Source organism: Clostridium magnum DSM 2767 (genome assembly GCF_001623875.1).
GTDB lineage: Bacteria > Bacillota > Clostridia > Clostridiales > Clostridiaceae > Clostridium_AM > Clostridium_AM magnum.
Genome location: NZ_LWAE01000001.1, coordinates 1,349,668 through 1,374,893, shown reverse-complemented (window position 1 = coordinate 1,374,893; position 25,226 = coordinate 1,349,668). Strand labels below are relative to the sequence as shown.

The following is a 25,226-nucleotide window of genomic DNA, read 5'->3' as shown; positions in this document are numbered from 1 at the left end:
TCCATCCTTATTTTTTTCTTTGTGATCTTTTTCTCATATCTGGATTTAATATTTTCTTTCTCATTCTTATATTTTTAGGTGTTACTTCTACAAGTTCATCTGATGCTATAAATTCAAGGCTTTGCTCTAGAGTCATTTGAGTTACAGGTACTAATTTCAAAGCATCATCTGCTCCTGAAGATCTTGTATTTGATAACTGTTTTTTCTTACATACATTAACATCAATATCCTCTGCTCTTGAAGATTCTCCAGCTATCATTCCTTGATAAACTTCGATTCCTGCTGGTATAAACAATGTTCCTCTTTCCTGTGCATTAAATAACCCGTAAGTGATTGATGTTCCTGTTTCAAATACTACAATTGATCCTCTAGTTCTTTCTGGAATTTCACCTCTGTAATCTTCATAGCCATGAAGAACATGATTCATTATACCATTACCTTTAGTATCAGTCATAAATTCGTTTCTAAATCCAATAAGTCCTCTTGCTGGAACTTTAAACTCAAGTCTTGTATATCCATTAACAGCTGATGTCATATTTACCATTTCAGCTTTTCTAGGTCCTAATTTTTCCATAACAGGTCCCATAAATTCTTCTGGTACATCTATTGTAAGGTATTCTATAGGCTCTTGTTTCTTTCCATTTTCTTCTTTGAATATAACAGAAGGCTTAGAAACCTGGAATTCATATCCTTCTCTTCTCATTGTTTCAATTAAAACTGAAAGATGAAGTTCTCCTCTACCACTTACTTTAAAGCAATCTGCAGAGTCTGTTTCTTCAACTCTTAAAGATACATTTGTTTCTAATTCCTTCAATAATCTATCTCTAAGATGTCTTGATGTAACAAAATCCCCATCTTGGCCAGCAAAAGGTGAGTCATTTACCATAAAATTCATGCTTAATGTAGGTTCATCTATTTCTACAAAAGGAAGTGCTTCTGGAGTATTTATGTCTGACAATGTTTCTCCTATATTTATGTCTGGAATACCAGAAACAGCTACTATATCTCCAAGTTGTGCTTCATTAGTTTCTTCTTTTTTAAGTCCATTATAAACATAAAGGTTTGAAACTTTTACGTTATCAACTTTTCCATCTTTTCTAATTAATGCTACAGCCTGATTTTTCTTAATGCTACCTCTTTCAATTTTACCTATTCCTATTTTACCAACATATTCGTTGTAATCTATAGTAGTAACTAGCATTTGTAGTGGCATGTCTAGGTGCCCTTGTGGTGCTGGAACATTTTTTATAATAGTATCAAATAAAGGATCCATATTTGTTGATTCGTCTTCTAGTTCTTTTTTAGCAAAACCAGCTCTAGCAGAACAATATGCTACTGGAAAATCTAATTGCTCATCATTTGCCCCAAGTTCTACGAACAAGTCAAATACTTCATCTAGAACATCTGCTGCTCTTTCATCTGGTCTATCTATTTTGTTTATAACAACTATTGGCTTTAAGCTTAATTCTAGAGCTTTCTTTAAAACGAATTTTGTCTGTGGCATTGGTCCTTCATAAGCATCTACAACTAGGATAACACTATCTACCATTTTAAGAACACGCTCAACTTCTCCACCAAAGTCAGCATGTCCTGGTGTATCTACAATATTTATTTTTATTCCGTTATGCATAACCGCAGTATTTTTAGAAAGTATAGTTATACCTCTCTCTTTTTCAAGATCGTTTGAATCCATAACTCTTTCTTCAACTTTTTCATTTTCTCTAAAAACATGGCTTTGCTTAAGTAGTGCATCTACTAGAGTAGTTTTACCATGGTCAACGTGCGCTATTATAGCTACGTTTCTTATATCGTTTCTTGTAAATAATTCCATTAATTTTTCCTCCAATTTTTGTTAAATAGAAAATATATTATCAACATAATTATTCTATTTTGTTTTCTCTCAAAAAAATTGGATACTATGAAGTATCCAACTAAATTCATGCTTACTTATCTATTTTAGTATCTTAGTCTTAAAAAGTCAACTTTTGTAGAATTATTTTGCTGCACCAAATGAAAAATCTATTCCTATAGCCTCATTTAATATTTTCAAAACATCATCCCACATAACACTAAATTTTTGTTCTGCCTGAAGATATTCGGCTACCGATGGATTTGCTGCTATAGTTGAACCTATATTGTTAAGCTTTGCCTTAATCTCATCGGATATGTTACCGGTTTGCATTTGCTGGGAATATGCTTCAAATTGCAGTTTTCTAAAATCATCTAAAATTTTTGCATTAATTTCATTTTCTTTAACTTTTTTACTAACTTCTCTTAGCTGAACAACCTCAGGACAATTTTTTAGCTCTTTTGCAAATTCATGAGCTTTATCATATATATTCATAATATATTCTCCTTACATGCTAAATTATCAATTAAAAATTGAAAGTCGAGAATTGAAAGTTAAAAATTAACTGTCAGTTCTCAACTATCAATTCTCAATTTATTTCTATATTTCCATAATAATTGGCAATATCATCGGCTTTCTCTTTGTTTTCTCATACAAGAACATTCTAAGCACTTCTTTTATATTAGATTTTATGCTAGCCCATTCAGTTATACGTTTTTCTTCACATTCTCTTAATGCACCTTTTACTAGTTCTCTAGCCTCATCCATTAAATCTTCAGATTCTCTTACGTATACAAATCCCCTTGATATAATATCTGGTCCTGCAATTACACTACCTGTTTCTTTCTCAATTGTAACTACAACTGTAAGTATTCCGTCTTGTGAAAGATGTTTTCTGTCTCTTAATACTATATTACCAACATCTCCAACTCCAAGTCCATCTACAAAAACCTGACCTGAAATAACAGTTCCGTTCTTTCTAATTAAATCTCTCGTTACTTCTATTACTTCACCATTATCTGCAATTATAACATTATTTGATGGTAAACCTAACTTAACGGCTAATTCAGCATGCTGTTTTAGATGTCTATATTCACCATGGACAGGTATGAAAAATTTAGGTTTCACAAGGGTGTGCATAAGCTTTAACTCTTCTTGACAAGCATGACCAGAAACATGTACATCAGCTAATGCCTCATATATTACTTCTGCACCTTTTTTAAATAACTGATTTATAACTCTAGAAATTAACTTTTCATTTCCTGGTATAGGTGTAGCTGAAATTATTACACTATCGCCTGGAAGAATACTTATTTTCTTATGTTCTGAAGCTGCCATTCTCGAAAGTGCTGACATAGCTTCTCCTTGACTTCCAGTAGTGATAATTACTATTCTATCTTCAGGATATTTGTTTATGTTATCAACATTAATTAAAACGTTTTTATCTACCTCTAAATATCCTAATTCCATTGCCACTTCCATTATATTTTCCATACTTCTTCCGGAAACTGCAACTTTTCTATCATATTTCATAGCAGCTGCAATTATTTGCTGTATTCTATGAATATTTGATGCAAAGGTAGCTACAATTATTCTTCCTTTTGCATTAGTAAAGATTTCTTCAAATGTATCTCCCAAAACGCTTTCTGACATAGTGTACCCTGGTCTTTCAACATTAGTACTATCCGCTAGCATAACAGCTACGCCTTTTCTACCTAATTCAGCAAATCTAGCTAAATCAGCTACACATCCATCAATAGGAGTATAATCGATTTTAAAGTCTCCAGTATGTAGTAGTACTCCAACTGGTGTATGTATGGCAATTGCAACAGAATCAGCTATACTGTGACTAGTTCTTATAAACTCTACAGATACATTATCAAGCTTAACAATATCCTTTGCCTTCACACATTTTAAGTCTACTACACTTAATAAATTATGTTCTTTTAACTTTGTTTGAACGATTCCTAACGTTAACTTTGTACCATATACAGGAACGTTCATCTGCTTTAATACATAAGGCAGTGCTCCAATATGATCTTCATGACCGTGAGTCAAAAATATACCTTTTACTCTTTCTATATTTTTCAGAAGATAGCTGATATCAGGTATTACAATATCTATACCTAGCATTTCTTCATCTGGGAACTTTAGTCCACAGTCTATTACTACTATGTCATTTTTAAATTCTATTGCTGTAAGATTTTTTCCGATTTCATTTAATCCACCTAGTGGAATAATTTTAATTTTTTCTTTTTCTTTGCGCAAAAAAATCTCCCCTCCTTCATCATTATTATTAATCAACTTTATTTATTATAATTCTGGGCACAGCGTTCACATATCCCAAAAAATTTAACACTATGATTAGTTATTTTAAATTTATACTTTTCTTCCACTTCATGTTCTAATACCTCTAAAAGATCATCCTGCACCTCAATTACGCTTCCACAAATTGTGCACACAAGATGATGATGTTGATGATTTTCTTCTTCATGTACTAGTTCATATCTACCACATCCATCATTAAGGTCCAACTTACATATCACTCCAATTTCTTCCAACAACTGAACTGTTCTGTAAACCGTTGCGAGACCTATCTCTGGACATTCTTTTTTTACAAGGTCATATAACTCTTCTGTAGTAAGATGATTTCCTTCGTTTCTTATTATCACATCTACTATAGCCCGTCTTTGCGGTGTTAATTTATAACCTTTTTCTTTTAAATTACTTTTTAATTTTTCTATTTCTTCAGGCGAAAGCTTTGACATTCGACTACCTCGTTCCAACCAAAAATTTTAAAATTATTTTCAAACTTTAGTTTAATACGGAATTTTTATATTGTCAATTGAAAATCAACTAATATTATAAAAGCTATGATATACATAGCTTTTCAATAGAAAATTAATTAAGTTCACCATCTTCACCAAATAGGGTTTCATATGCCTCTGAAACAATTGCAAACTCATCATCATCTTCTACAGTAACTAATAAGTCGTTTCCTTCTTTGTCTTTATCTATTCTAAGAACTATAGCCTCATCTGTTTCCTCATCGTCTTTTGGTACAACAATTACATACTCTTTATCTTCTATATCAAGCTTTGTAATTACATCAAACTCTACTTCATTTCCATCTTCATCATTTAAAATTATGCTAGTTACATCATTTTCCATTTATTTCCACCTCTTTCATTTTAATTAATATTTATTATGAGACTCCTAATATTATAGAGGAGTTAATATCCTAATTCTAATTAAATATAGACTATAAGTATGTTATTCAAGCTAAAAACTTAAAACTATTTATCTGTAGTTTTCAATTTATCCGATGACTACCCGCTCTAATACTCCATCTTCTCAAAGAGGGAGTAAAGATCAGCTACGTCCCTGGATTCATTCAACTAAGAATCAGCTGGGGTTTGAAACCCCATCTGATTTAAGTTTCCACTTCATCTAGTTCCTATACTGTCTAAATATCCTTGTAATATATACATAGCAGCCATTTTATCAACTATCTTTTTTCTTTTTGAACGGGATAAGTCTCCTTCAAGCATTACTCTATGAGCTGCTACTGTAGTTAGTCTTTCATCCCACATTTTTATAGGCAACTTAATATTTTCTTCTATTAACTTACAAAATGCTATCACTTTTTCACTTTGTGGTCCTAAGGTTCCATTCATGTTTTTAGGAAGACCAGAAACAATAGTTTCTACCTTATATTCATCACAGACTTTTTTTAATTCTTCTAAATCTTTTTCGTTACTTTTTCTTCTTATAGTAGTAATACCCTGTGCTGTAAATCCAAGCGGATCACTTACTGCAACACCAATAGTTCTATCTCCTATATCTAGTCCAAGAATTCTCATTAATTTTCTCCTAATTTTATTATGTTCAAAATTTAAAATAAAAATGCCCCTAAGGGCATTCTTATTTTATCCCTAAATATGCTTTTAAAACCTCTTCTAAGATCTCATCTCTTTCAAGCTTTCTTACTAACGCTCTTGCTCCATTATAATTAGTTATATATGTCGGGTCTCCTGAAATTAAATACCCAACTAATTGATTTACCGGATTATATCCTTTTTCAATTAGCGAATCGTAAACTTCAGTCAATATTTCTTTAGTTAACTCTTTCTTGCTCATAGAAATATCAAACTGAATCGTATTATCGTTACCCATGTTCTCACCCCGCTAACAATTCTAATTAAGTATATTATAGAACATATTTAATAAAAAGTATACTATTTAACTAGTTTTTCCATGATAGCAGCACAACTTACTATTGCTTCTTCTAATTTTTCAGGCAGTTTTCCTCCAGCTTGAGCCATGTCTGGTCTTCCGCCACCGCCACCACCAGTGATTGCTGCAACTTCTTTTATTATTTTCCCACAGTGAACACCTTTTTCAATTGATGCTTTAGTTGTCATAGCTACAAGCTGAACTTTTCCTTCAACCTCACTTCCTAAGACAACTGCACATTCTCCGCCTTTGCTTCTAATTTTATCAGCTAAATCTCTTAGTGCATTTCCATCAACGTCCTTTAAAATACCAGTAAATAACTTTACTCCCTTTACTTCTTGAACATTGTTTAATATATCATCCTCTGCACTACCTGCTAGCTTTGATTTTAATTCAGAGATTTCCTTTTCTCTTTCTTTTAATTCTGCAGCTTGTAGTTCTAATTTGTGAAGTATCTCTTTTTCTGAGCATCTTAATTTTGCGGATATTTCCTTTAACAGTTCATTTTTAGCTTCTACATAGCTAATCGCTCTTGGACCACTAACAGCTTCCATTCTTCTTACGCCTGCAGCTACTCCTGCTTCTGAAACAATTTTAAATAGGCCTATTTCACCTGTATTCCCTACATGAGTTCCTCCGCATAATTCTTTGCTAAAGTCACCAACAGAAACTACTCTAACTTCATCTTTATACTTATTGTCAAATAAAGCAATTGCTCCGCTTTCTCTAGCTTCTTCTAAAGTCATTACCTTAGTATTTACACTTACAACCTTCATTACATTTTCATTTACTAAATTTTCGATTTGTTTAAGTTCCTCAGAGTTTACAGCTTCAAAATGATTAAAGTCGAATCTTAATCTTTCGTCATCTACATATGAACCCGACTGATGTACATGCTCTCCTAGTACTTTTCTTAAAGCTTCATTTAATATATGTGTTGCTGTATGGTTTCTTCTAATATTGTTTCTTCTTTCTACATCAACACTTAGCGTAACTTCATCTTCTAGATTTATCACCCCGGATAAAACCTTTATAAAGTGCAGTGTCTTTCCTGCTACATTCTTTTTACAATCTAGCACCTCTGCTTTTGAAGAACTATTGAATGCTATACCCTTATCACCAACCTGACCTCCCATTTCTGCATAAAAAGGAGTTCTATCAGTAATTATTACACCAGTATCTCCTGCTAAAAGTGAGGAAACGAATTCTTCATCCCTAATTAAAGTCTTAATTTTCGATACGGTTGTCGTAGTCTCATATCCTTCAAAAATAGTTTCTATTTCTAAAGGAATCTTATTAAGTATGGTATCTTCAGCACCCATGTAGTTTGTTTCTTCTCTAGCAGCTCTTGCTCTCTCCCTTTGACTCTGCATTTCTTTATTAAAACCTTCTATGTCAACAGTCATACCGTTTTCTTCAAGTATTTCCTGCGTAAGCTCTAGCGGGAATCCATAGGTATCATATAGTTTAAATACTTTTTCTCCAGATAACACAAGCGCATTATTATTTTTCAGATCTTCTACAAATTCATTTAAAATTTGAATTCCACTATCTATAGTTTCATCAAATCTTTCCTCTTCTAGTTTTATAACTTTCTTAATAAAGTCCTTCTTTTCTTTAAGCTCTGGATAACTACCACAGGAATTATCTATTACTATATCCGTTAGGTTATGTAAAAATGGTTTATTTATTCCTAAGGATTTTCCGTGTTTAGCAGCCCTTCTAAGTAATCTTCTAAGCACATATCCTCTTCCCTCATTTGAAGGTAAAATCCCATCACTTATCATGAAAGTAACACTTCTAATATGATCAGTTATTAGTCTTAAGGATATATCCGCCTTGACATCCTTACCATATATAGCACCAGTTACTCTACTGACTTCATCTAGAATAGATTTTATAGTATCTACTTCAAAAATATTATCTGTGCCTTGCATAATACTTGCAATTCTTTCAAGTCCCATTCCTGTATCTATATTAGGGTGTGCTAACCTGTTATAGTTTCCTTGTTCATCTTTATCAAACTGAGTAAACACAAGGTTCCAGAATTCCATTACTCTATCATCATCTGAAGCTTTAACAAACTCTTCTGCAGAATTTAGTTTTCCTTCCCCTTTATCAAAATGAAGTTCTGAACAAGGCCCACAAGGTCCTACTCCAAGTTCCCAAAAATTTTCCTCTTTTCCCAACCTAAAAATTCTAGAAGGGTCTATATCTGTTTTTTTAGTCCAAATATCAAAAGATTCATCATCATCTAAATAAATAGTTACATATAATCTATCTTTTGGAAGCTTCAGCACTTCTGTTGAAAATTCCCATGCCCAAGGAATAATTTCTTCCTTAAAGTAATCTCCAAAAGAAAAGTTTCCAAGCATCTCAAAGAATGTTCCGTGTCTTGAAGTCTTACCTACATTCTCTATGTCACCAGTTCTTATACACTTCTGTGATGTAGTAACCCTTTTGCTTGGTGGAACCTGTAAACCAGTAAAATAAGGTTTTAAAGGCGCCATACCTGCATTTATTAATAATAAACTCTTATCATCCTTCGGTATAAGTGAAAAACTTGGTAATCTTAGATGACCTTTACTTTCAAAAAAGCTTAGGTACATTTCTCTTAATTGGTTTAATCCCAATTTTTCCATAGCAAATCTCTCCTTTGTAAATCTAGTATTTCTTTTAATAAAAAAACTCCCATCCCAGCAAGGGACGAAAGCTCATTCCGCGGTACCACCCTAATTACACAGCTACGCTGCAAACTGTGCATCTTTCAATACTATGGCTCATGGGCTGCTTCACTATATTTTTCAAGAAGTTTTCACCATCCACTTCCTCTCTAAATGCAAAAATACATTTACTCCTCCCAATCACTGCCTTTATATCTAATTATGATACAAATTATAAATAAAAATATAGTTTGTGTCAATATATATCATATGTTAAGGGTAAATAATAACTGATATATTAGTAAAATATTTACTAAATATATCCAGTGACTACCCGCCCTAATACTCCCATCTTCTTCAAATTGTACGTCACGAGCGGCTACGTCCCTGCATTTGTTCAACTAAGAATCAGTTGGAGTTTGAAACTCCATCTGATTCAAGTTTTCACTTCATCAACAGATTTAGAAAAGATAATAGTTTAGATCTTCATATACTACTTTAACTATAACCCCTATAGGAACTGCTAGTATCATGCCTAAAAAACCTGCCGCTTCTCCTCCTATTATAAGAAGTAGTATTACAATAAGTGGGTGCATACTTATACTATCTCCTGTTATCTTAGGTGATAATATATTCCCTTCTATTTGTTGAAGCACATATAGCCATACTGCTGTCCATAGAGCCTTTTGTGGCGAGTCTATCAGTGCAATAAATATTGCTGGTACCGCCCCAAAAATCGGCCCAAAATATGGTACTATATTAAAAAAAGCATTTAGCAATGATAAAATTACTGGAAAGTTAACCTTAAGCGCTATTAATATTACAAATGTTGCAATACCTATAATCATACATAGAAGTAACTGACTTACTATATATCTTCCTAATATTTTATCTATATCACAACTTATTTTTCTTATCATATTTCTACTTTTTATGGGTAAAAAATTCAAAAGTTTATTTCCAATATAATCTCCATCTGATAAAAAATAATAAGATATAATAGGTATAACTGCAATAGTTACTATATTCTGTCCCACATTTAACAAAGCATCAAATACATTTGCAAATACGCCTATTAAATAATTGTTTATTTTTTCATAAATGTTGTCCATTATTATATACATTGTCTTATTATTGCTTATGGGTTTTAACTTTAAATAGAATTTATCTATAAATCTTTGAATACTTTCCAAAGTATTGTTTAGATTTAAACTTTCTTTAAGCATAGAAGGTATCAAAACAACAAAGGCAGCCAAAACTATTAATATTAATATACATATTAATATTAGAGCTGCAGTTCTTTTACTTAACCTACTTTGCTCCATTCTTTTTTGTATAGGTTTTAGAGTATAGGCTATTGTAAATGAAATAAACAATAAATATAGCACTTCTCTAACTACAGAACTTTTCAAAGATAAGAAAATCACAAATAATATTACTACAAAAAACATCACGTATTTATATAGTTTTTTTCTTTTTATTTCTTTCATCTAAATCCTCTTCCATAAATAATTTGTGTGGAATACTTGAGAAATTTAAGTGTTCATTTTGCCAATTATATAAAAGGTTTTCTTCTCCAAGTACCAATTGATTAATTAGTACTATCTTTTTACCTGATATAAAATTTGTAATAAATCCTGTAGATATTATTAGTGCCTTTATAGAAAAGTTCTCTTCTTCGAATAATATATCCTCTACCATGCCTACTATGGTGCCTTTTTTATCTCTGGCATCCATACCTTTTATATTTTTAAATTGCAAAAACATTCCTTTGACTGCTTCTGTGATAACCATAGCAGAATTATAACTTACTATATTCTCATTCATTACATTTAAATCTTTCTTAAAAAAGCTTGATGTAGATATATTAAAGCCTATGACTTTTCTTTTGTTAAAGTCTATAAGTAGATCATTAATATAACCCAACCTTTTACCATTCACATCTATTACATCCATAAGAATAAAGTCTTTACTTCTATACACGTTATCACCACCATGTTCATGTTATAACATATAACTGATAAAAATCTGATATATAGTATTTTTGCCAATTAACAAAAAAATATAACCTCTTAGTGAGGTTATATTTTTCAACTATTCGTCTCCGTGTACATGTTCGTGGATATCGTCTGAATGGGTTTTCATTTCCCAAGGTTCTAATCCTTTTGACACTCTATATTCATTTATTGCCTTATGAATAGCTTCTTCAGCAAGTACTGAACAATGCATCTTTACAGGTGGAAGTCCGTCAAGTGCTTCTGCTACTGCTTTATTGCTTAACTCCCAAGCTTCTTCTACAGTTTTTCCTATTATTAGTTCTGTAGCCATACTTGAGGAAGCTATTGCTGAACCACATCCAAAAGTCTTAAATTTTGCATCCTTAATGATGTTATCTTCAACTTTAAGGTAGATTTTCATTATATCACCGCACTTTGCGTTTCCAACCTCACCAATTCCATTAGCATCTTCTATTTCTCCAACATTTCTAGGATTTCTGAAATGATCCATAACTTTTTCACTATACATAACTATCTACCTTCCTTTTTTGCATTTTCACTTTTTATAAAGTCTTCCCAGAATGGTGACATTTCTCTTCTTCTGTTAACTATTCTTGGAATTACTTCTAAAGCATAATCCACATCTTCTTCTGTAGTTCCTGATCCAAGACTTAATCTTAATGAGCCATGTGCTACCCCGTGTGATAGTCCTATTGCTAAAAGAACATGAGATGGATCTAATGAACCAGAAGCACAGGCACTTCCTGTGGAAGCAAATATACCTTCATCATTTAAATCTAATAGTAGAGTTTCTCCTTCTACTCCTATGAAGCTTACATTTACATTTCCCGGCATTCTACCTTCACCTATAGGACCATTCACTTTAACATAAGGAATTTGTTCAACAAGTCCATTTAAAAGCCTATCTCTTAAAGACTTTAATCTGTTAGCCTCTGTTTCTAATTCTTCTACAGCTAATTCGATAGCCTTTCCAATACCAATGATTCCTGGTACATTCTCAGTTGAAGCTCTTTTACCTTTTTCCTGTCCGCCACCGTGAATTAAATTTTCAATTTTTACACCTTTTCTTAAATACATTGCACCTACACCTTTAGGTCCATAAAACTTATGTCCAGCCATTGATAGTGCATCTATGTTCATTTCTTTTACATCTATATTAACGTGCCCTATAGCTTGAACTGCATCTGTATGGAAATATACATTTCTTTCTTTACATATCCTTCCTATTTTAGCTATTGGTTGAATAGTACCTATTTCATTATTGGCAAACATTATTGATACAAGTATAGTTTTATCAGTTATAGCATTTTTCAACTCTTCTAAACTTATAAAACCAAATTCATCTACTGGAAGATATGTTACTTCAAATCCACTCTTCTCTAAAAACTTACAAGTATGCGTTATAGCATGATGCTCTATTTTAGTAGTTATAATATGATTCCCTTTATTTTTATTTGCATAAGCAATACCCTTTAGTATCCAGTTATCACTTTCGGAACCACCTGCTGTAAAGAATATTTCATTACTTTCAGCATTTATAGCTTTAGCAACTCTTTCTCTTGCTTTAGTAACTGCTTTTCTTGGAACATCTGACATTGAATACATTGAAGACGGATTACCAAAATACTCTGTAAAGTATGGAAGCATTTCCTCCAACACCTCTGGTTTTGTATAAGTAGTAGCCGAATAATCCATGTAAACTTTCTTATTCATTAACATTATCCCCTTTCGATTTCTGATATTTCATTTCATTATAATCATCTACCATATCTTGTAACGTGGTTGATCCCATAACACTATCAATACTCTCTTTAATCCTAGACCATAAAAGTCTAGTTGCACAACAATCTATATTATTACAGGACGTCTCTTTATCCTGCTCTATACAATCCGATATTTCTATTGGCCCTTCTAATACTGTCATTATATCAGCTACAGTTATATCCTTAGGTTCTCTACTAAGTATATATCCTCCCTGAGCACCTCTTATACTTTTAATTATATTCGCCCTTCTAAGAGGAGAAAATAATTGCTCTAAATAGTATTCTGATATATGTTGTCTTTCAGATATACTCTTTATTGATGCCGGTTCTTCACCATAATGAATAGCCAAGTCAACCATAGCTTTGACACCATATCTACCTTTAGTTGATAGCTTCACTTAACCACATCCTTTAATGTTGAGTGTTTTACTATACTTTCAATATCATAATAACAAACCCGAGTAAAATTGTCAACAATAACTCTAACAAAAAATTGCAAAAATAGTTTTATTTTGCCCACTCCATCAAAATCTCCTTCATAGCATCCTTGGCATAGCTTCTATCTGCCACTTCCACTGTTACATCTGATAATTTTTTGATAACTCCATAAGGTTTTTTAAGAGAAAGTCCTTCACCTTTTCCTGTAATTACCCATAAGGTCTTGTAGTTTATTGGAAGGCATCTTAGTTCTTCCTCTCCGATTCCATCTGTAAAATAAATCAATAAATGATCTCGCATTTTATATCTATTAATATATTCGAACACTGGTGAAAAGGCTGTTCCTCCTTTTCTATCTAATTTAGCTTTAATATCTTTTTTGCTTTTTGCATTGTAAACTCTCCTAACTTGATTATCACACTCTAGAATAGTAATATCTTCATGATGATTTTTTACAATACTAAAAATCTCAGTCATTATTTGATCTATTTCTTTATCTGTTATACTTCCACTTATATCGATTGCTACAATTATTTTAGCAATGCGTTTTGATAATCTACCTCTTAAATCTAGTCTATTAGGTTGTCTTCTATTCTTCCTAGTAATAGTTTTTTTATAGCCATATGGAATAGTTCCTATGACTTTCTTTAAATACTCTTGCCACGAAATTTCAGATTTTCGATCCATATTTTTAACAATATTTTTAAATTCATTTGGTATTTTTCCTCTTATAGCATTACTTATAGCCTTCTTAGTAATATCGCTTATTTGCTCAAAATTTAAAGAGTTTTCTGATTCTGACCATATATCATGGGCATGAGCAGGCTCATGGGTTCTTTTTACAACTCCATCACCCTCTTTCATTTTCTCTTCAATCATTGATAAATTCTCTGAAGATTTTAGCTTATCTATACCTTCTTGAATAACTTTTGCATATTCCTCCATAGTTAAGTCTCTTTTCAAATCTATATTATAAGTAAGACTTATATTCTCAATATTATCAGACCAAAGGGGCATATGCTTTACATATTGATTTATAGAAATATCCATAGCCCTACTTATGGCTAGATCACTATATTTTCCTCTTATATTTTCTGCCCTCCTAAGATGATTATACATAATATGATATACTTCATGCTTTACCAAAGCTTTCATTTCCTCTAATGTACATTCCAGAAATATATATGGATTGAAATATATTATAAAATGAGCTAGCGAAGCAGTATTAGCAACCGCTGTTGGTAGATTCAACTTTATCTCCCTTTTCATTTGTATAGTAAAGAGCGCGAAAAAATTGTCTTCACTTTCCATCATTGAAAAAGTACAAAACTCAATCAACTTAAAAAACTTACTTTTAAATTCTTCTGTCATATCGTTATCATCTTGCCACTGCATCATCTCACTATATAGTTTTATCCTCAAGTCTTCAAATTTACTGTTCCCTTTCATAATTAATCTCCTTTTCTAAGCATGTACTTGCTCATACATAGAAAAATAACCTTCTAAAAAAGATTCCTCAGATAAAAAATCTTTATATAGACCATCTTCATAGTTCCACTTTATCTCCTGCATTATTCCCATCTTTAAATCCACTGGATAAAACTGAAGAAACTCAGAAAACAACTTAATGTCTCTCTCTGTATATTTTATACTATTTAAATATGTCAATGCATTTTTAGCTGATAAATAAAGTCTTGAATGACTTTCAGATTTGATTTTTTCCTTTAATTCTTCATTTATTTTGTTCTCGGAGAATATTTCCTCCGGTTTTATAAGTGGATTTTTATTATTTTCCAAATAATTGTAAAAATCTTGTGCTATACTAGTTCCAACATTACCTTTTACTACATTGTAAAAAATCCTTGATGGCACTGTTTTTATACTATTTAAATAGACCCTATAAGCATTTGATATTCTTTCCCAGCTTCTCGGAGTGGCTTTTATAGTTTCTTTGGAGTGAGGAGTATGCAAATATTCTGGAAAACTTGCTATAAACTCCAATATATGTTCATGAATATTGCTCTCACCACTTATAACGTTTCTTTCAAAACCCCAACTTAGCCATGATTTTGTATCTGATTCCATCTCAATCCAAACAAATCGATCCTCTTGTGCTGGATCCATGTCCACCACCTGATAATCACTTTCTTCAAAGGAATCATATTTATTAGATGGATTCATTGCTGCTACCACTTTAACATTTTTATGGAGCCTATACCCATTTATCTCCCTGTTTAAAATAATATTCATAAGTTCTTGTTGAACACTGTGTTCACATCTATTTATTTCATCAATAAATAATAATATTTCTATTGATGGATCCTTTATTAAAATATCATCAATTTCCTGTAGTTTTGTATGCACTGCATAAACGGTTTTCTTTCTATTAACATCCTTATACTCAATATTTATGGTATAATCCTCAACTATTGGAAGTCCACCAATTTCACCCTCTTTAAGCATATTTCCATCAATATTAATATAGTAATATCCATTCCTACTTGCTAAAGCTTTAACCAATGCAGTTTTGCCTATTCCACTCTCACCAATAAGTAAAGGAACTGCACCACTATTAATAACTAAATCTGCTGTAAGCATTGAATCTATAAAGTTCATTTTCTACACCTTCCTTTATATAAATATTCTATATGTCTACCTTAGAGTTGTTAACTTATAATCAACTAAAGTAGCTTTAGCCTCCATACTGCCATATTTATGAATAAATTTTACCTTATCAATATCTAGAATATCATCCTCGATGAAATCTATAATATAATCCTTATCTGTATTTTTATCACTTAATTTTTCTTTTAAAATCCTCTCTATTTTAGCCAATTGAACTTTTCCATCTAAATACTTCAACACTTTAATATTAACTCTAATAAATTCACACCAACTTTCTTCTGTAATATTATCAATATATATTACTGCTTCTTCATTCTGAAATATAGCTTGTTTTTCTGCCTCTAAGGATGGATTCTTAATGTATTTTATAGCACTCCACTCATTCTTAACTGCTGCCAATTGAACCCTTTCCAAAGGATTCTCTATGTACTTTATCGAATCCCAATCCTTTATTACCGCCTGTAGTTGCATATCTTCTGCCGGATTTTTACAAAATTGAATTGCCCATCCCTTCTGTTTTATAGCGCTCTTTATCAATACATCACTGGGATTTTTAATAAATTTTAATGTATTCCATGCTTGCTCTATAGCAAATAGCTTCATTTCTTCAGAAGGATTTTCTATATATTCAATAGCCCATTTATTTCTCTTTAATGCTTCCCATTGTACCTTCTCAGTAGGATTCTCTATATAATTTAAAAGCATTCCATTTGCCTCTATTGCTGCCATTTGCATTTCTTCTGTAGGGTTTGATATTGTCTTAATGTAATTAGGGTTCATGGAAATCATCTTTAAAGTTTTCTTTTCTTCCTCATTCACCAATCTCACCTCTTCATCTATCTTCTCTAATTTGTGTCATATATGCCTTAACTGCATTTTCCATCTTATTTTCACAAGGCTCATAGTAAACTCTACTCCTTATATTGTCTGGTAAGTATTGTTGTTTAACATAATGATTTTTATAATTATGAGGATACTTATACCCCACTCCTCTACTTAACTTTGATGCTCCACCGTAATGTGCATCTTTCAAATCATTAGGTATATCACCTACATCTTTGTTATCCAAATCACTTAAAGCTGCATCTATTGCAACGCAAGCAGAATTGGATTTTGGGGCAGTGGCTAAAAGTATTACTGCTTCCGCAAGTGGTATTCTAGCTTCCGGAAAACCTAATTGCATGGCTGAATCAACACAAGCTTTAACTATAGCTATTGCATTAGGATAAGCTAGACCTATATCTTCTGCTGCTATAACCATAAGCCTTCTACATATAGATATCAAATCACCTGCTTTAACAAGTCTCGCTAAGTAGTGAATAGCTGCATCCGGATCACTTCCTCTTATAGATTTTTGAAAGGCACTAAGCACATCATAGTGTTGGTCGCCTAGTTTATCATAATTTAATGCTTTTTTGCCCGAACATTCTTTAGCTATATCCAAGTCTATCAGTATATTTCCTTCTTTATTTCTAGGTGTAGTATAAAGAGATAACTGCAAATTATTTATAGACTTTCTTAAATCACCACCACTATTTTCAGCAAAAAATTCCAATGCGCTTTTATCACAAAGTATCCTTGTATCTTTTAATTCCTCACTAACAACTTCAACAGCTCTTTGTAAGGATAAAATTATATCTTCCTTTTTCAAATATTTAAATTCAAATACAGAGGATCTGCTTAGTAAGGCATTATATACATAAAAATATGGATTTTCAGTAGTACTTGCAATTAGAGTTATCTTGCCATTCTCTGTATACTCCAGCAAAGACTGCTGCTGTTTTTTATTAAAGTTTTGTATTTCATCTAAATATAAAAGTACACCATTTATAGTTAAAAAACTATCCAAATCATCTATAATGCTCTTTATATCACTTACACTAGCATTGGTAGCATTTAACTTATAGAACCGTTTATTTGTAGTACTTGCTATAATATTGGCTACCGTTGTTTTTCCCACACCTGGTGGTCCATAAAAAATCATGTTAGGTATTTGTTTACTTTTTATAATTCTATTAAGTATTTTATTTTCTCCTAATATATGCTGCTGTCCAACTACTTCTTCAAGCTTATTAGGTCTAATTTTATCTGCTAAAGGTTTCATACTAACCTCCTTCTAGTAATAATTATTATTAAATAACATTTTACATCATTGTAAATAAAAATTCTATAACCTATGTCTCAGTTATTTATTCTTATCTTCTATAAATTTATCTACTGTAAAATCTAAGATTCTTTCACTTGTTTTCAATATTTTTTCACCTTGTTTATAAACCATATGTCCTGTCCCTTTTACTGTTGCCCCAAGAATATTTCTATTGTAGTTTTTATTAAACTCTTCTATCTGCTCTTCCGTGGCGCCAAGCTTTTTTGCTTGCATTACAGCTCTATCATAGGTCCATTTGTCTTTATCCAGCGTATCTTCTATAGAACCTCCAATAAGCTCTGTCCCTACATCTAGTACACTTCCTATTAAATCAAAAGGGGCTTTTATCCCATTAATAATTAAGAATGTTTTTCTATAAAATCTCAAGGTCTCTGCTAATTGAAGCCAAGAATAAATATCTTCTGGATTTTTTCTTACTTGCTCTTTAACTTTCTCAATATCAGAAATCCCCTCCGCTAAATCATTTGCTATTGTAGCAATAGGCATTTCCTGAAATTCTTTTTGAAGCTTTTTTACAACATTTAAATTTTTATTCTCCTGCTTCCTTTTTTCTCTTGAAACTTTAACCTGTTTCTTTAATTCTAGCTTTATAAGTTCTCTTTTTTCATTTCCTTCCTTCTTCTCTTTTAATAACTTATTTTCAAGATTTTCTTTTTTTATTTTCAAATGTGCATCTTGCCCATCCTGAGACTTTTCTAACTTTTTATCTATATTTTTAATATTTTGCTCTAAATACTTAGATTTGACATTTTCTTTAGTTGAACTAACTGCAAGTTTACCAAGTTTTATTACTTTCTTCAAAATTCCCATAATCAACTTCCTCCTTACAAAAATTAGTATTGAATTCCTATAAGACATACATACTTTGCCATATACTTATAAAAAAATATAGGATAAATAGTTTTGAATTTTACTATCTATCCTATAATCATTATACTATTTTTCTTCTTCGTAGCAATTTACTATTTCTCCATAGTAGATAGTATGATAATTTTTGCTATCATACATACTATTATCTATCTCTTCATCTAAAAGGTTTGGAGCCATATCTTGTTTAAACACAACCTTACATTCATAATGAACTCCACATCCCTTTATAACAGGAGTTGAAATACTTTTTCCTTCCTGTAATTCTAACCCACATTCTTTAAATTTATCCACATTTCTTCCTGATTTTGATCCACAAACTCCCAAGGCCTTCTTCATATTCTCATCTAAAGGCACACTTACAGTAAACTCTTCAGCCTTCTCTATAAGTTCATGAGTATGTCTTGACTTTCTAACTAACACAGTAATCATTGGTTTTTTCCATATGAACCCAATACTTCCCCAACTTATAGTCATAGTATTAGTTTCATCCCCAACCTTAGTAGTTAAAAAAGCTCCTTGATTATGTAAATATCCCATAGCTTTCTCTAAATTTTGTGTAAAATCCATCTTCTGTTCCCTCCTGTATTTCTCATAAGTACAAAACAATCATCAATTGTTTTGCTCCTTGAGATATCTATTAAATTTCAGTCAACATTTAACTATATATTAAGTATATTTTTATCCGATGACTACCCGCTCTAATACTCCCATCTTCTCCAAAGTGGGATTAAAGAGCGGCTACGTCCCTGGATTCGTTCAACTAAGGATCAGGTGGGGGTTAAATGCCTAAATGGCATTTAACGGGCAAAGCCCCGGGGTCGTAGACAAACTCCGTCTGATTCAAGTTTCACTTCATATTTAGATAAATTCAATAAAGCACTTTTAAGTAGAATAGTATCCTTAATGTAACTTAGGAGTTTTATAGATAAAAGGATTGATTCTCATTGCAAAAGTTAACCCCATTTCCCATAGTATTTCCCTTTTATATTTTTTCATATTCCTTTTTTCTCTCCTTGAAGTAAACCGCTTTTAAGTCGCATAAATCTATTATTTCCCTAGCTACATGAAAATTACTACCTATAGCTGTAGTATTATGTGCATCAGAACCTACTGTTACATGTTTACCACCTAGTTCCTTAAATCTTTTATAAATACTTATAATATTTTTCGCAGCATTCTCGTCACTAAGTCTTCTAGTGTTAAGTTCCATACATTTATCTTTATCTATTAAAGTTTTTAATATTTCATCTATCATATCTGAGAAATCTCTATAGTATAGTTCTCTATCATCATACCTTGCATATCTGCAAATATAATCAATATGCCCCATACTATCAATAAAATCATATTTTTGTATACCACTTAGCATAGTAGCTAAATACTTTTCATAGGCTTCTTGCTTACTTTTTTCTTTGTAATATGTTTCATAATATACATCCAAATTATCAACTAAATGCACAGACCCTAATACATAGTCAAAAAGTCCTTTTTCTGTTACTTCTCTGCTTTCTTCTATGCAGTCATCCTTTATGCCAATCTCAACTCCAAGAAGTAGATTGTTTCCTCTATATTTAGAATACTTCTTAAAGTAATCATCTACATCAAAACAAAATAAACCTTTTTCAGGAAACTTTAAATCCATATGCTCTGTTATTATTAAAGAAATATTTTTATTTTGTGCAGATTTTATAGCTTCTTCTATCTCCATTTCTGAATCCGTAGAAACTTTAGTATGAACATGAGTATCAAACATCTTTTATGCGCCTCCCTAAGTTAACTATTCCATATAGAAATTTTACACTGTTATATAAAAAAAAGAAAGGTACTCTTTAATCTTATGTATAAATAAACAACATAAATTAAATCTTGAAATTCATTATAGCTCTATCTAGGGATTGAGATAAATTATTTAATTCTTCAGTAGCTCTTACAATTTCATTTAATCCCCCAGCTTGTTCCTCTGAGGATGCGCTAGCTTCTTCTGTTGCTGAAGCGGTATCTTTAGCAATATCCTCTACTTCGTAAAACTTGTTAACCATTATATCCTTGTCTTTATTAATTCCTTCAAGTTCATCACTTACCTTTAATATACTCTCCTCTAGTGTCTTTAAAACTTCCTGAATATCTTCAAGAGACCCACTAGTTTCTTTTACATTAATTTCTGTTTCTCTGCTTATAGCTTGTGAATAATTAATTTTTTCTAATACCGCTGTTACACTGTTCCTGATTTGAGTAACTATATCATTAATTTGTTGGGCAGATTCACCAGACTGCTCTGCTAATTTTCTAACTTCATCTGCAACTACAGAGAAACCCTTACCATATTCTCCTGCTCGAGCTGCTTCTATACTAGCATTAAGTGCAAGCAAATTAGTTTGCTCTGTAATATTTTTTATTGTGTCTGTTATTTCATTGACTTTTTGAGAGCTCTCAGCTAATACAGTTACTTCCTTTAGTACCTCTTTATCAGACTTGGCAGTTTTATTAAAGCTCGATAATAATTTACCTATGTTATCTATTCCTCTTTCGGTTGAGTTACTAACCTTTTTTGATGCATTAATCATTATTGCTGAATCACTCAAACATCTATTCACCTTCTCACCAAGAGTATTTGACAATTCAGAACCAACTTTTATACTTTCTACCTGTTGTAAGGCACCATTAGATATAGATTGAATAGATGTAGCTATTTCTTCTCCAGCAGCGCTAGACTGTTTACATATCATGACTAAAGAATCAGAAGATTCTTTTATTCCTTTTGAACTTCCTATAGCATCTTTTAGCATATGAACTACTTCATCTATCATCATATTAACAGACTTTACTATAGAGTGTATTTCAAAACTTGTTTTTACATTTTCATTTAGCCTCTCAGTAAAATCTCCTTTACTAAGCTTGCCCATAACATTTACAAGACTTTCTATAGGCTTGGTAAGAGATTTTGAAAATAAGTTTCCAATAACTATTGCTAAAATAACTAATATGATTGAAATAATCGTAATTATTTTTACAACATGATTTATTTTTGTTTTAAGCTCGGCACTTGGTATAAATCCTACTACACTCCATCCTGTTTCAGCATTTTTTAAAACAAATACGTAAAATTCTGCTCCATTTATGTTTTCAGTTAAAGTTTTTCCTGAGGAATTAGTAATATCCTTTATCCAAGCCTCATCCTTTTCAGTTTTACCAATAAAATTAGAATCTTTATGAGATATTATTCTACCAGACTTATCAAGGACTGCAGCATATCCTGCATCTCCTATTTTAATATCAGCTACTTGTTGAGCAACTTGTTTTAGATTAACATCTATACCTGTCACCCCAACAACTTGACCATTATCGTCTTTTAAAGATTTTACATAGCTAATAACATAATGACCTTTATCAAAAGCATCCTCATAAGGGTCAGTAAGTACTACCTCCCTATTTTTTTCTACCGCCTGAGGATACCAGGGTCTCTTTCTTGGATCATATCCCTCTGGTAGGTCTTGCTTTGGCTGAACAAGCATTCTTCCATCACTTACTCCTAGATAAGCACAATTCACTTGCTTATGAGTTGTAGAATATGTATTAGCTAACTGTAAAAATCCATTTTCTGCATTACTATCCTTTATTACATTATTAGCATTAGGATCTTTAGATAGCATATCAACAGCCTCTCTACTACTTTTATCTATATACTTTATAGTTTCATCAACTTTTGCTAAATTCGAATACATGTAGTCATTAAAAATGTTGGTTAAGTTTTCTCTTACCGAATAATAGCTAAACATAGCTATAATACACTGCGGAATTAGAGCCATCAAAACTAATAAAAATATAATCTGCCTTCGTAATCTAATTTTTCCCTTCATAATAATTTGAGCCCTCCTTAGCATATTTATTTCTAATTTTTAAATTAGGTATTATTTTTTTGCATATTTATTAAAGTTTATTTATTATATAAGCTAATATGATAAATAAAAACCCATCTAGTTCAAGTTCTACACTTAATAGTAAATTCCTCTATTTTTTTCAAATTAAAGAACTATTTTGTTGTTATTTGCAAAAATTATAATACATCTATGAAATTATTAATATAATAAGCTGAATAAAAATAATCTCTTTTAAGCAATTTTTAAACTACTTAAAAGAGATTATAACTTGAATTAATGTTTTTTAGTTTTCATCCATATCTGGAAACATGCATATATCTGCATAGTTAGAAGCTAAATCTCCAATTATTTGAGTTGTTTCTTTAGGGTTTTCTTTAAATAATTCTATAACTAATTCCTGATTTTGTGAGATAAACTGGTAAACATTCAAAGTTATGTAGTCTCTGATTTTAAGATATATGTAATCTTCTTGCAACCCTACAATTCTTTCGTCTAAATCAGGAATAGTATTATATCTTTCAATAAAGGCTAAATCATTTTTATCCAAGTTTTTTCCATTCTTGAATACAACTTTCCCATTTACTACTTCTGTTTTACTTTCCTCTTCTATTTTTTCTATTATGGCATTAATCTCGTCCACTTCAGGAACCTGTGCATTTTGTCCCCATTCATGTATTACATCTAATTCCTTATTCCATAACCTTTTAAGATAAACAATTTCTGCTTTTAATACAAGAGAATATTCCTCATTGTTTTCTGTATTTTCTTTTTTTCTGCTGAGAATATTAAATATGCTTTCATACCACTGGCTTTTTGCACTTAATATTGGCTGTGCACCTTTTTCTACAAGTTCTACTATTAAATCGTTTTTATTATTGCTATCCTTCCCCATAATTAATTCCTCCCTACTACATTCTGCTATTATTTTTAATGATTAGGCAAACTTTAGGCACTTAATATAATATTTCAAATTTAATTATACCATATTTTCATATTTATGGCTTTTTATTTTAACAAATTAAAAACAGTATTATTGATTTCATTTTTACAAATGATAGTATTATGTCCTTTTATTTTTAATAAATATAGATATATTTATTAAGTAAATTAAATATTTTAAAATATATTGAGGTGATAGCTTTGAATAGAAAGCATCGTTCTATACTCTTCCATCCAAGTTCAACTTTTACCAGCCGTCATATAAAAAATGCATCAAAAATACTAGGACTTTCATATAAAGAATCCTTAGAAACCCATATATGGGTTTATGAATTACACTCCCAAATACAAAAGAGAGCTGGCAATGGATGTGTTTTAAAAGGAGGAGCCTCTGCTCAACTATATCTTCCTATTGATTATCAAAGATGTACTGCTGATTTAGATTGCGCTACAGATTTATCTCCAAAGGAACTACACAAAATTATGTATTCTATTAAGGATGATTTTTATAAGAATAATATTCATTGCAGCTATATAGAGTATATTCCCAGAAGTGTAAAAGTTCATGGTAGAACTATCCCCATGATGACTTTCATATTTGATCTTTCTTTTCAATTTAATAAGAAAAAATGGCTGCGCCATCCTGGAATTAAGATAGATTTTTTATTTTTGGATTTAAAAAAAATTCATAAAACAGAAGTTTTATACGGGGAAACCCTAGGACTAAATCTTTCTTATACTCCTATTGCTATTGATAAATATTCAACTATTAGTGATAAACTTATTACTCTTGCCTCTAAATCCTTAGGACTTCAAAGGAATAAACTGGAGGGAATTTACAAAAACATCTATGACTTATATTGGCTAATAAATACTTATAATGACTTAGAGAGTTTTAAAGTAATATCACAAAGGATAACGGAAAGCCTAGCTATGGAAATAGAAATGAAAAATGGTACTCCTATAACTATTGATGAACTTTTAGAGGATATTCTATGTACTCTATATGATACCGCTACGGTAAGCTTATTACAAAGTTCTTCAGAACTTCCGTTCTCAATTATAGAATTTAAAGAGGTGTATTTGCAGAAAGAATTTCGAGATTCATTGAATACAGATATGTGGAGTGCAATGTGCTTGTATCTTTATATTTGGATATTTTCTCTTAAAATATATTTATATAATAAGAATTATTCAAGCTTAGAAGGTTTAAATACTGTTATTGATAAATACGATTATTATTTATCCTTAGTTAAGAAAGAAAGGCGTATGTTTAAAAGGGAATTAAAAGAAAATGTTATATCTAAAGATCCTTTACTAAATCTCGAGGGTACAGGTAATGTATTAAGACTCTTATATTTAGATCATATTTTGAGCAACATGAAGCCTAGTTTCTTAAAAAACAAGTAAGTTAACCTTAAAAGGTTAACTTACATAAAAACTTTATTATATATTCTCTATTGGCTTTCTTTCAGCCTTTTTGTTACAAGTCTTTTCTCTTCTCTTATCTAATTCTTGTGCTATGTCTTCAATATCTATGCCCTGATTAGCCATTAAAACTATTAAGTGATATATCAAATCACAAATCTCACTAACTTCCTCAATCTTGTTATTATTCTTACTCGCTATAATAACTTCTGTAGCTTCTTCTCCAACTTTTTTTAGTATTTTGTCTAAACCTTTTTCAAATAAATAACTTGTATAAGAGCCTTCTACCGGATTACCTCTTCTTTCCTTTATTACCTCATAGAGCTGCTCTACAACGCTTTTTATTTCCATA

The 25,226-nt window shown here is 31.2% G+C and carries 24 protein-coding genes and 1 other annotated feature; of the genes, 1 reads left to right on the top strand and 23 read right to left on the bottom strand.

All coding sequences use genetic code 11. From position 1 onward, the window contains the following. Positions 1-7 precede the first annotated feature (7 nt). The 22 genes from typA to CLMAG_RS06485 form a co-directional block, all read right to left on the bottom strand. Positions 8-1,831: a translational GTPase TypA gene (gene typA, locus CLMAG_RS06590; RefSeq protein WP_066619670.1), complete on the bottom strand. Its 1,824-nt coding sequence runs from the start codon at positions 1,829-1,831 to the stop codon at positions 8-10. A 162-nt stretch (positions 1,832-1,993) separates the two neighbouring features. After that, complete coding sequence (locus CLMAG_RS06585) at positions 1,994-2,344, bottom strand: YlbF/YmcA family competence regulator (protein WP_066619667.1); 351 nt, start codon at positions 2,342-2,344, stop codon at positions 1,994-1,996. A gap of 105 nt (positions 2,345-2,449) precedes the next feature. Beyond that, positions 2,450-4,117: a ribonuclease J gene (locus CLMAG_RS06580; protein WP_066619664.1), complete on the bottom strand. Its 1,668-nt coding sequence runs from the start codon at positions 4,115-4,117 to the stop codon at positions 2,450-2,452. A 38-nt stretch (positions 4,118-4,155) separates the two neighbouring features. Then, positions 4,156-4,617 carry a Fur family transcriptional regulator gene (locus CLMAG_RS06575; RefSeq protein WP_066619661.1) on the bottom strand — a complete coding sequence of 154 codons (462 nt, stop codon included), beginning with the start codon at positions 4,615-4,617 and terminating at the stop codon, positions 4,156-4,158. A 133-nt stretch (positions 4,618-4,750) separates the two neighbouring features. Then, positions 4,751-5,020, bottom strand: a complete 270-nt coding sequence (locus CLMAG_RS06570; RefSeq protein WP_066619658.1) for a DUF1292 domain-containing protein — start codon at positions 5,018-5,020, stop codon at positions 4,751-4,753. A gap of 275 nt (positions 5,021-5,295) precedes the next feature. After that, positions 5,296-5,712 (bottom strand): Holliday junction resolvase RuvX, encoded by a 417-nt coding sequence (gene ruvX, locus CLMAG_RS06565; protein ID WP_066619655.1) that lies wholly within the window; start codon positions 5,710-5,712, stop codon positions 5,296-5,298. Between the two features lie 61 nt (positions 5,713-5,773). Beyond that, positions 5,774-6,025: an IreB family regulatory phosphoprotein gene (locus CLMAG_RS06560; RefSeq protein ID WP_066619647.1), complete on the bottom strand. Its 252-nt coding sequence runs from the start codon at positions 6,023-6,025 to the stop codon at positions 5,774-5,776. Positions 6,026-6,087: 62 nt separating this feature from the next. Continuing rightward, entirely contained in the window at positions 6,088-8,727 is a 2,640-nt protein-coding gene (alaS, locus tag CLMAG_RS06555) for an alanine--tRNA ligase (RefSeq protein ID WP_066619645.1), read from the bottom strand. Positions 8,728-8,784: 57 nt separating this feature from the next. Then, positions 8,785-8,962: a binding site (T-box leader), on the bottom strand. Between the two features lie 247 nt (positions 8,963-9,209). Continuing rightward, positions 9,210-10,238 carry an AI-2E family transporter gene (locus CLMAG_RS06550; protein ID WP_066619642.1) on the bottom strand — a complete coding sequence of 343 codons (1,029 nt, stop codon included), beginning with the start codon at positions 10,236-10,238 and terminating at the stop codon, positions 9,210-9,212. Then, positions 10,207-10,731 (bottom strand): PRC-barrel domain-containing protein, encoded by a 525-nt coding sequence (locus CLMAG_RS06545; protein ID WP_066619639.1) that lies wholly within the window; start codon positions 10,729-10,731, stop codon positions 10,207-10,209. The genes CLMAG_RS06550 and CLMAG_RS06545 overlap by 32 nt, the downstream gene beginning before the upstream one ends. A gap of 111 nt (positions 10,732-10,842) precedes the next feature. Further along, a complete protein-coding gene (nifU, locus tag CLMAG_RS06540; protein WP_066619636.1) occupies positions 10,843-11,274 on the bottom strand; it encodes a Fe-S cluster assembly scaffold protein NifU in 432 nt (143 codons plus the stop codon). Positions 11,275-11,276: 2 nt separating this feature from the next. After that, positions 11,277-12,479 carry a cysteine desulfurase NifS gene (gene nifS, locus CLMAG_RS06535; RefSeq protein ID WP_066619632.1) on the bottom strand — a complete coding sequence of 401 codons (1,203 nt, stop codon included), beginning with the start codon at positions 12,477-12,479 and terminating at the stop codon, positions 11,277-11,279. Continuing rightward, positions 12,472-12,927, bottom strand: coding sequence for an RrF2 family transcriptional regulator (locus tag CLMAG_RS06530; protein WP_066619629.1), 456 nt, complete (start codon positions 12,925-12,927; stop codon positions 12,472-12,474). Before CLMAG_RS06530 ends, nifS begins: the two co-directional genes overlap by 8 nt. 109 nt (positions 12,928-13,036) lie before the next feature. Continuing rightward, the gene (locus CLMAG_RS06525) at positions 13,037-14,416 is read right to left on the bottom strand and encodes a vWA domain-containing protein (RefSeq protein ID WP_066619627.1); all 1,380 of its coding nucleotides are present in this window, start codon (positions 14,414-14,416) and stop codon (positions 13,037-13,039) included. 15 nt (positions 14,417-14,431) lie between these two features. Then, positions 14,432-15,583: an AAA family ATPase gene (locus CLMAG_RS06520; RefSeq protein WP_066619625.1), complete on the bottom strand. Its 1,152-nt coding sequence runs from the start codon at positions 15,581-15,583 to the stop codon at positions 14,432-14,434. Positions 15,584-15,619: 36 nt separating this feature from the next. Beyond that, positions 15,620-16,411, bottom strand: coding sequence for a hypothetical protein (locus CLMAG_RS06515; protein ID WP_066619623.1), 792 nt, complete (start codon positions 16,409-16,411; stop codon positions 15,620-15,622). A gap of 13 nt (positions 16,412-16,424) precedes the next feature. Beyond that, a complete protein-coding gene (locus CLMAG_RS06510) occupies positions 16,425-17,696 on the bottom strand; it encodes a replication-associated recombination protein A (RefSeq protein WP_066619621.1) in 1,272 nt (423 codons plus the stop codon). A gap of 81 nt (positions 17,697-17,777) precedes the next feature. Then, the gene (locus tag CLMAG_RS06505) at positions 17,778-18,569 is read right to left on the bottom strand and encodes a hypothetical protein (RefSeq protein WP_066619619.1); all 792 of its coding nucleotides are present in this window, start codon (positions 18,567-18,569) and stop codon (positions 17,778-17,780) included. A gap of 126 nt (positions 18,570-18,695) precedes the next feature. Next, positions 18,696-19,196 (bottom strand): flavin reductase family protein, encoded by a 501-nt coding sequence (locus CLMAG_RS06500; protein WP_066619616.1) that lies wholly within the window; start codon positions 19,194-19,196, stop codon positions 18,696-18,698. 415 nt (positions 19,197-19,611) lie between these two features. Continuing rightward, positions 19,612-20,382, bottom strand: coding sequence for a histidinol phosphate phosphatase (locus tag CLMAG_RS06495; protein WP_066619614.1), 771 nt, complete (start codon positions 20,380-20,382; stop codon positions 19,612-19,614). A gap of 106 nt (positions 20,383-20,488) precedes the next feature. After that, a complete protein-coding gene (locus tag CLMAG_RS06490) occupies positions 20,489-22,486 on the bottom strand; it encodes a methyl-accepting chemotaxis protein (RefSeq protein ID WP_066619611.1) in 1,998 nt (665 codons plus the stop codon). 304 nt (positions 22,487-22,790) lie between these two features. Beyond that, complete coding sequence (locus tag CLMAG_RS06485) at positions 22,791-23,399, bottom strand: hypothetical protein (RefSeq protein WP_066619608.1); 609 nt, start codon at positions 23,397-23,399, stop codon at positions 22,791-22,793. 248 nt (positions 23,400-23,647) lie between these two features. Here CLMAG_RS06485 and CLMAG_RS06480 point away from each other — a divergent pair, with 248 nt between their 5' ends. Continuing rightward, on the top strand, positions 23,648-24,856 hold the full coding sequence (locus tag CLMAG_RS06480; protein WP_066619605.1) for a nucleotidyl transferase AbiEii/AbiGii toxin family protein: 1,209 nt from the start codon (positions 23,648-23,650) through the stop codon (positions 24,854-24,856). 36 nt (positions 24,857-24,892) lie between these two features. On the opposite strand, the gene hisE is transcribed toward CLMAG_RS06480, so the two are convergent. Beyond that, complete coding sequence (hisE, locus tag CLMAG_RS06475; RefSeq protein ID WP_066619601.1) at positions 24,893-25,225, bottom strand: phosphoribosyl-ATP diphosphatase; 333 nt, start codon at positions 25,223-25,225, stop codon at positions 24,893-24,895. Position 25,226 lies beyond the last annotated feature (1 nt).

Excerpts from the sequence above, each read along its gene's own strand:
- CLMAG_RS06520 (WP_066619625.1), bottom strand. The coding sequence starts at position 15,583 with ATGAACTTTATAGATTCAATGCTTACAGCAGATTTAGTTATTAATAGT.
- CLMAG_RS06495 (WP_066619614.1), bottom strand. The coding sequence starts at position 20,382 with ATGTTTGATACTCATGTTCATACTAAAGTTTCTACGGATTCAGAAATG.
- nifS (WP_066619632.1), bottom strand. The coding sequence starts at position 12,479 with ATGAATAAGAAAGTTTACATGGATTATTCGGCTACTACTTATACAAAA.
- CLMAG_RS06500 (WP_066619616.1), bottom strand. The coding sequence starts at position 19,196 with ATGGATTTTACACAAAATTTAGAGAAAGCTATGGGATATTTACATAAT.
- CLMAG_RS06570 (WP_066619658.1), bottom strand. The coding sequence starts at position 5,020 with ATGGAAAATGATGTAACTAGCATAATTTTAAATGATGAAGATGGAAAT.
- nifU (WP_066619636.1), bottom strand. The coding sequence starts at position 11,274 with ATGTATAGTGAAAAAGTTATGGATCATTTCAGAAATCCTAGAAATGTT.
- CLMAG_RS06550 (WP_066619642.1), bottom strand. The coding sequence starts at position 10,238 with ATGAAAGAAATAAAAAGAAAAAAACTATATAAATACGTGATGTTTTTT.
- CLMAG_RS06490 (WP_066619611.1), bottom strand. The coding sequence starts at position 22,486 with ATGAAGGGAAAAATTAGATTACGAAGGCAGATTATATTTTTATTAGTT.
- CLMAG_RS06505 (WP_066619619.1), bottom strand. The coding sequence starts at position 18,569 with ATGGGAATTTTGAAGAAAGTAATAAAACTTGGTAAACTTGCAGTTAGT.
- CLMAG_RS06575 (WP_066619661.1), bottom strand. The coding sequence starts at position 4,617 with ATGTCAAAGCTTTCGCCTGAAGAAATAGAAAAATTAAAAAGTAATTTA.
- alaS (WP_066619645.1), bottom strand. The coding sequence starts at position 8,727 with ATGGAAAAATTGGGATTAAACCAATTAAGAGAAATGTACCTAAGCTTT.
- CLMAG_RS06585 (WP_066619667.1), bottom strand. The coding sequence starts at position 2,344 with ATGAATATATATGATAAAGCTCATGAATTTGCAAAAGAGCTAAAAAAT.
- CLMAG_RS06510 (WP_066619621.1), bottom strand. The coding sequence starts at position 17,696 with ATGAAACCTTTAGCAGATAAAATTAGACCTAATAAGCTTGAAGAAGTA.
- CLMAG_RS06485 (WP_066619608.1), bottom strand. The coding sequence starts at position 23,399 with ATGGGGAAGGATAGCAATAATAAAAACGATTTAATAGTAGAACTTGTA.
- typA (WP_066619670.1), bottom strand. The coding sequence starts at position 1,831 with ATGGAATTATTTACAAGAAACGATATAAGAAACGTAGCTATAATAGCG.
- ruvX (WP_066619655.1), bottom strand. The coding sequence starts at position 5,712 with ATGAGAATTCTTGGACTAGATATAGGAGATAGAACTATTGGTGTTGCA.
- CLMAG_RS06525 (WP_066619627.1), bottom strand. The coding sequence starts at position 14,416 with ATGAAAGGGAACAGTAAATTTGAAGACTTGAGGATAAAACTATATAGT.
- hisE (WP_066619601.1), bottom strand. The coding sequence starts at position 25,225 with ATGGAAATAAAAAGCGTTGTAGAGCAGCTCTATGAGGTAATAAAGGAA.
- CLMAG_RS06560 (WP_066619647.1), bottom strand. The coding sequence starts at position 6,025 with ATGGGTAACGATAATACGATTCAGTTTGATATTTCTATGAGCAAGAAA.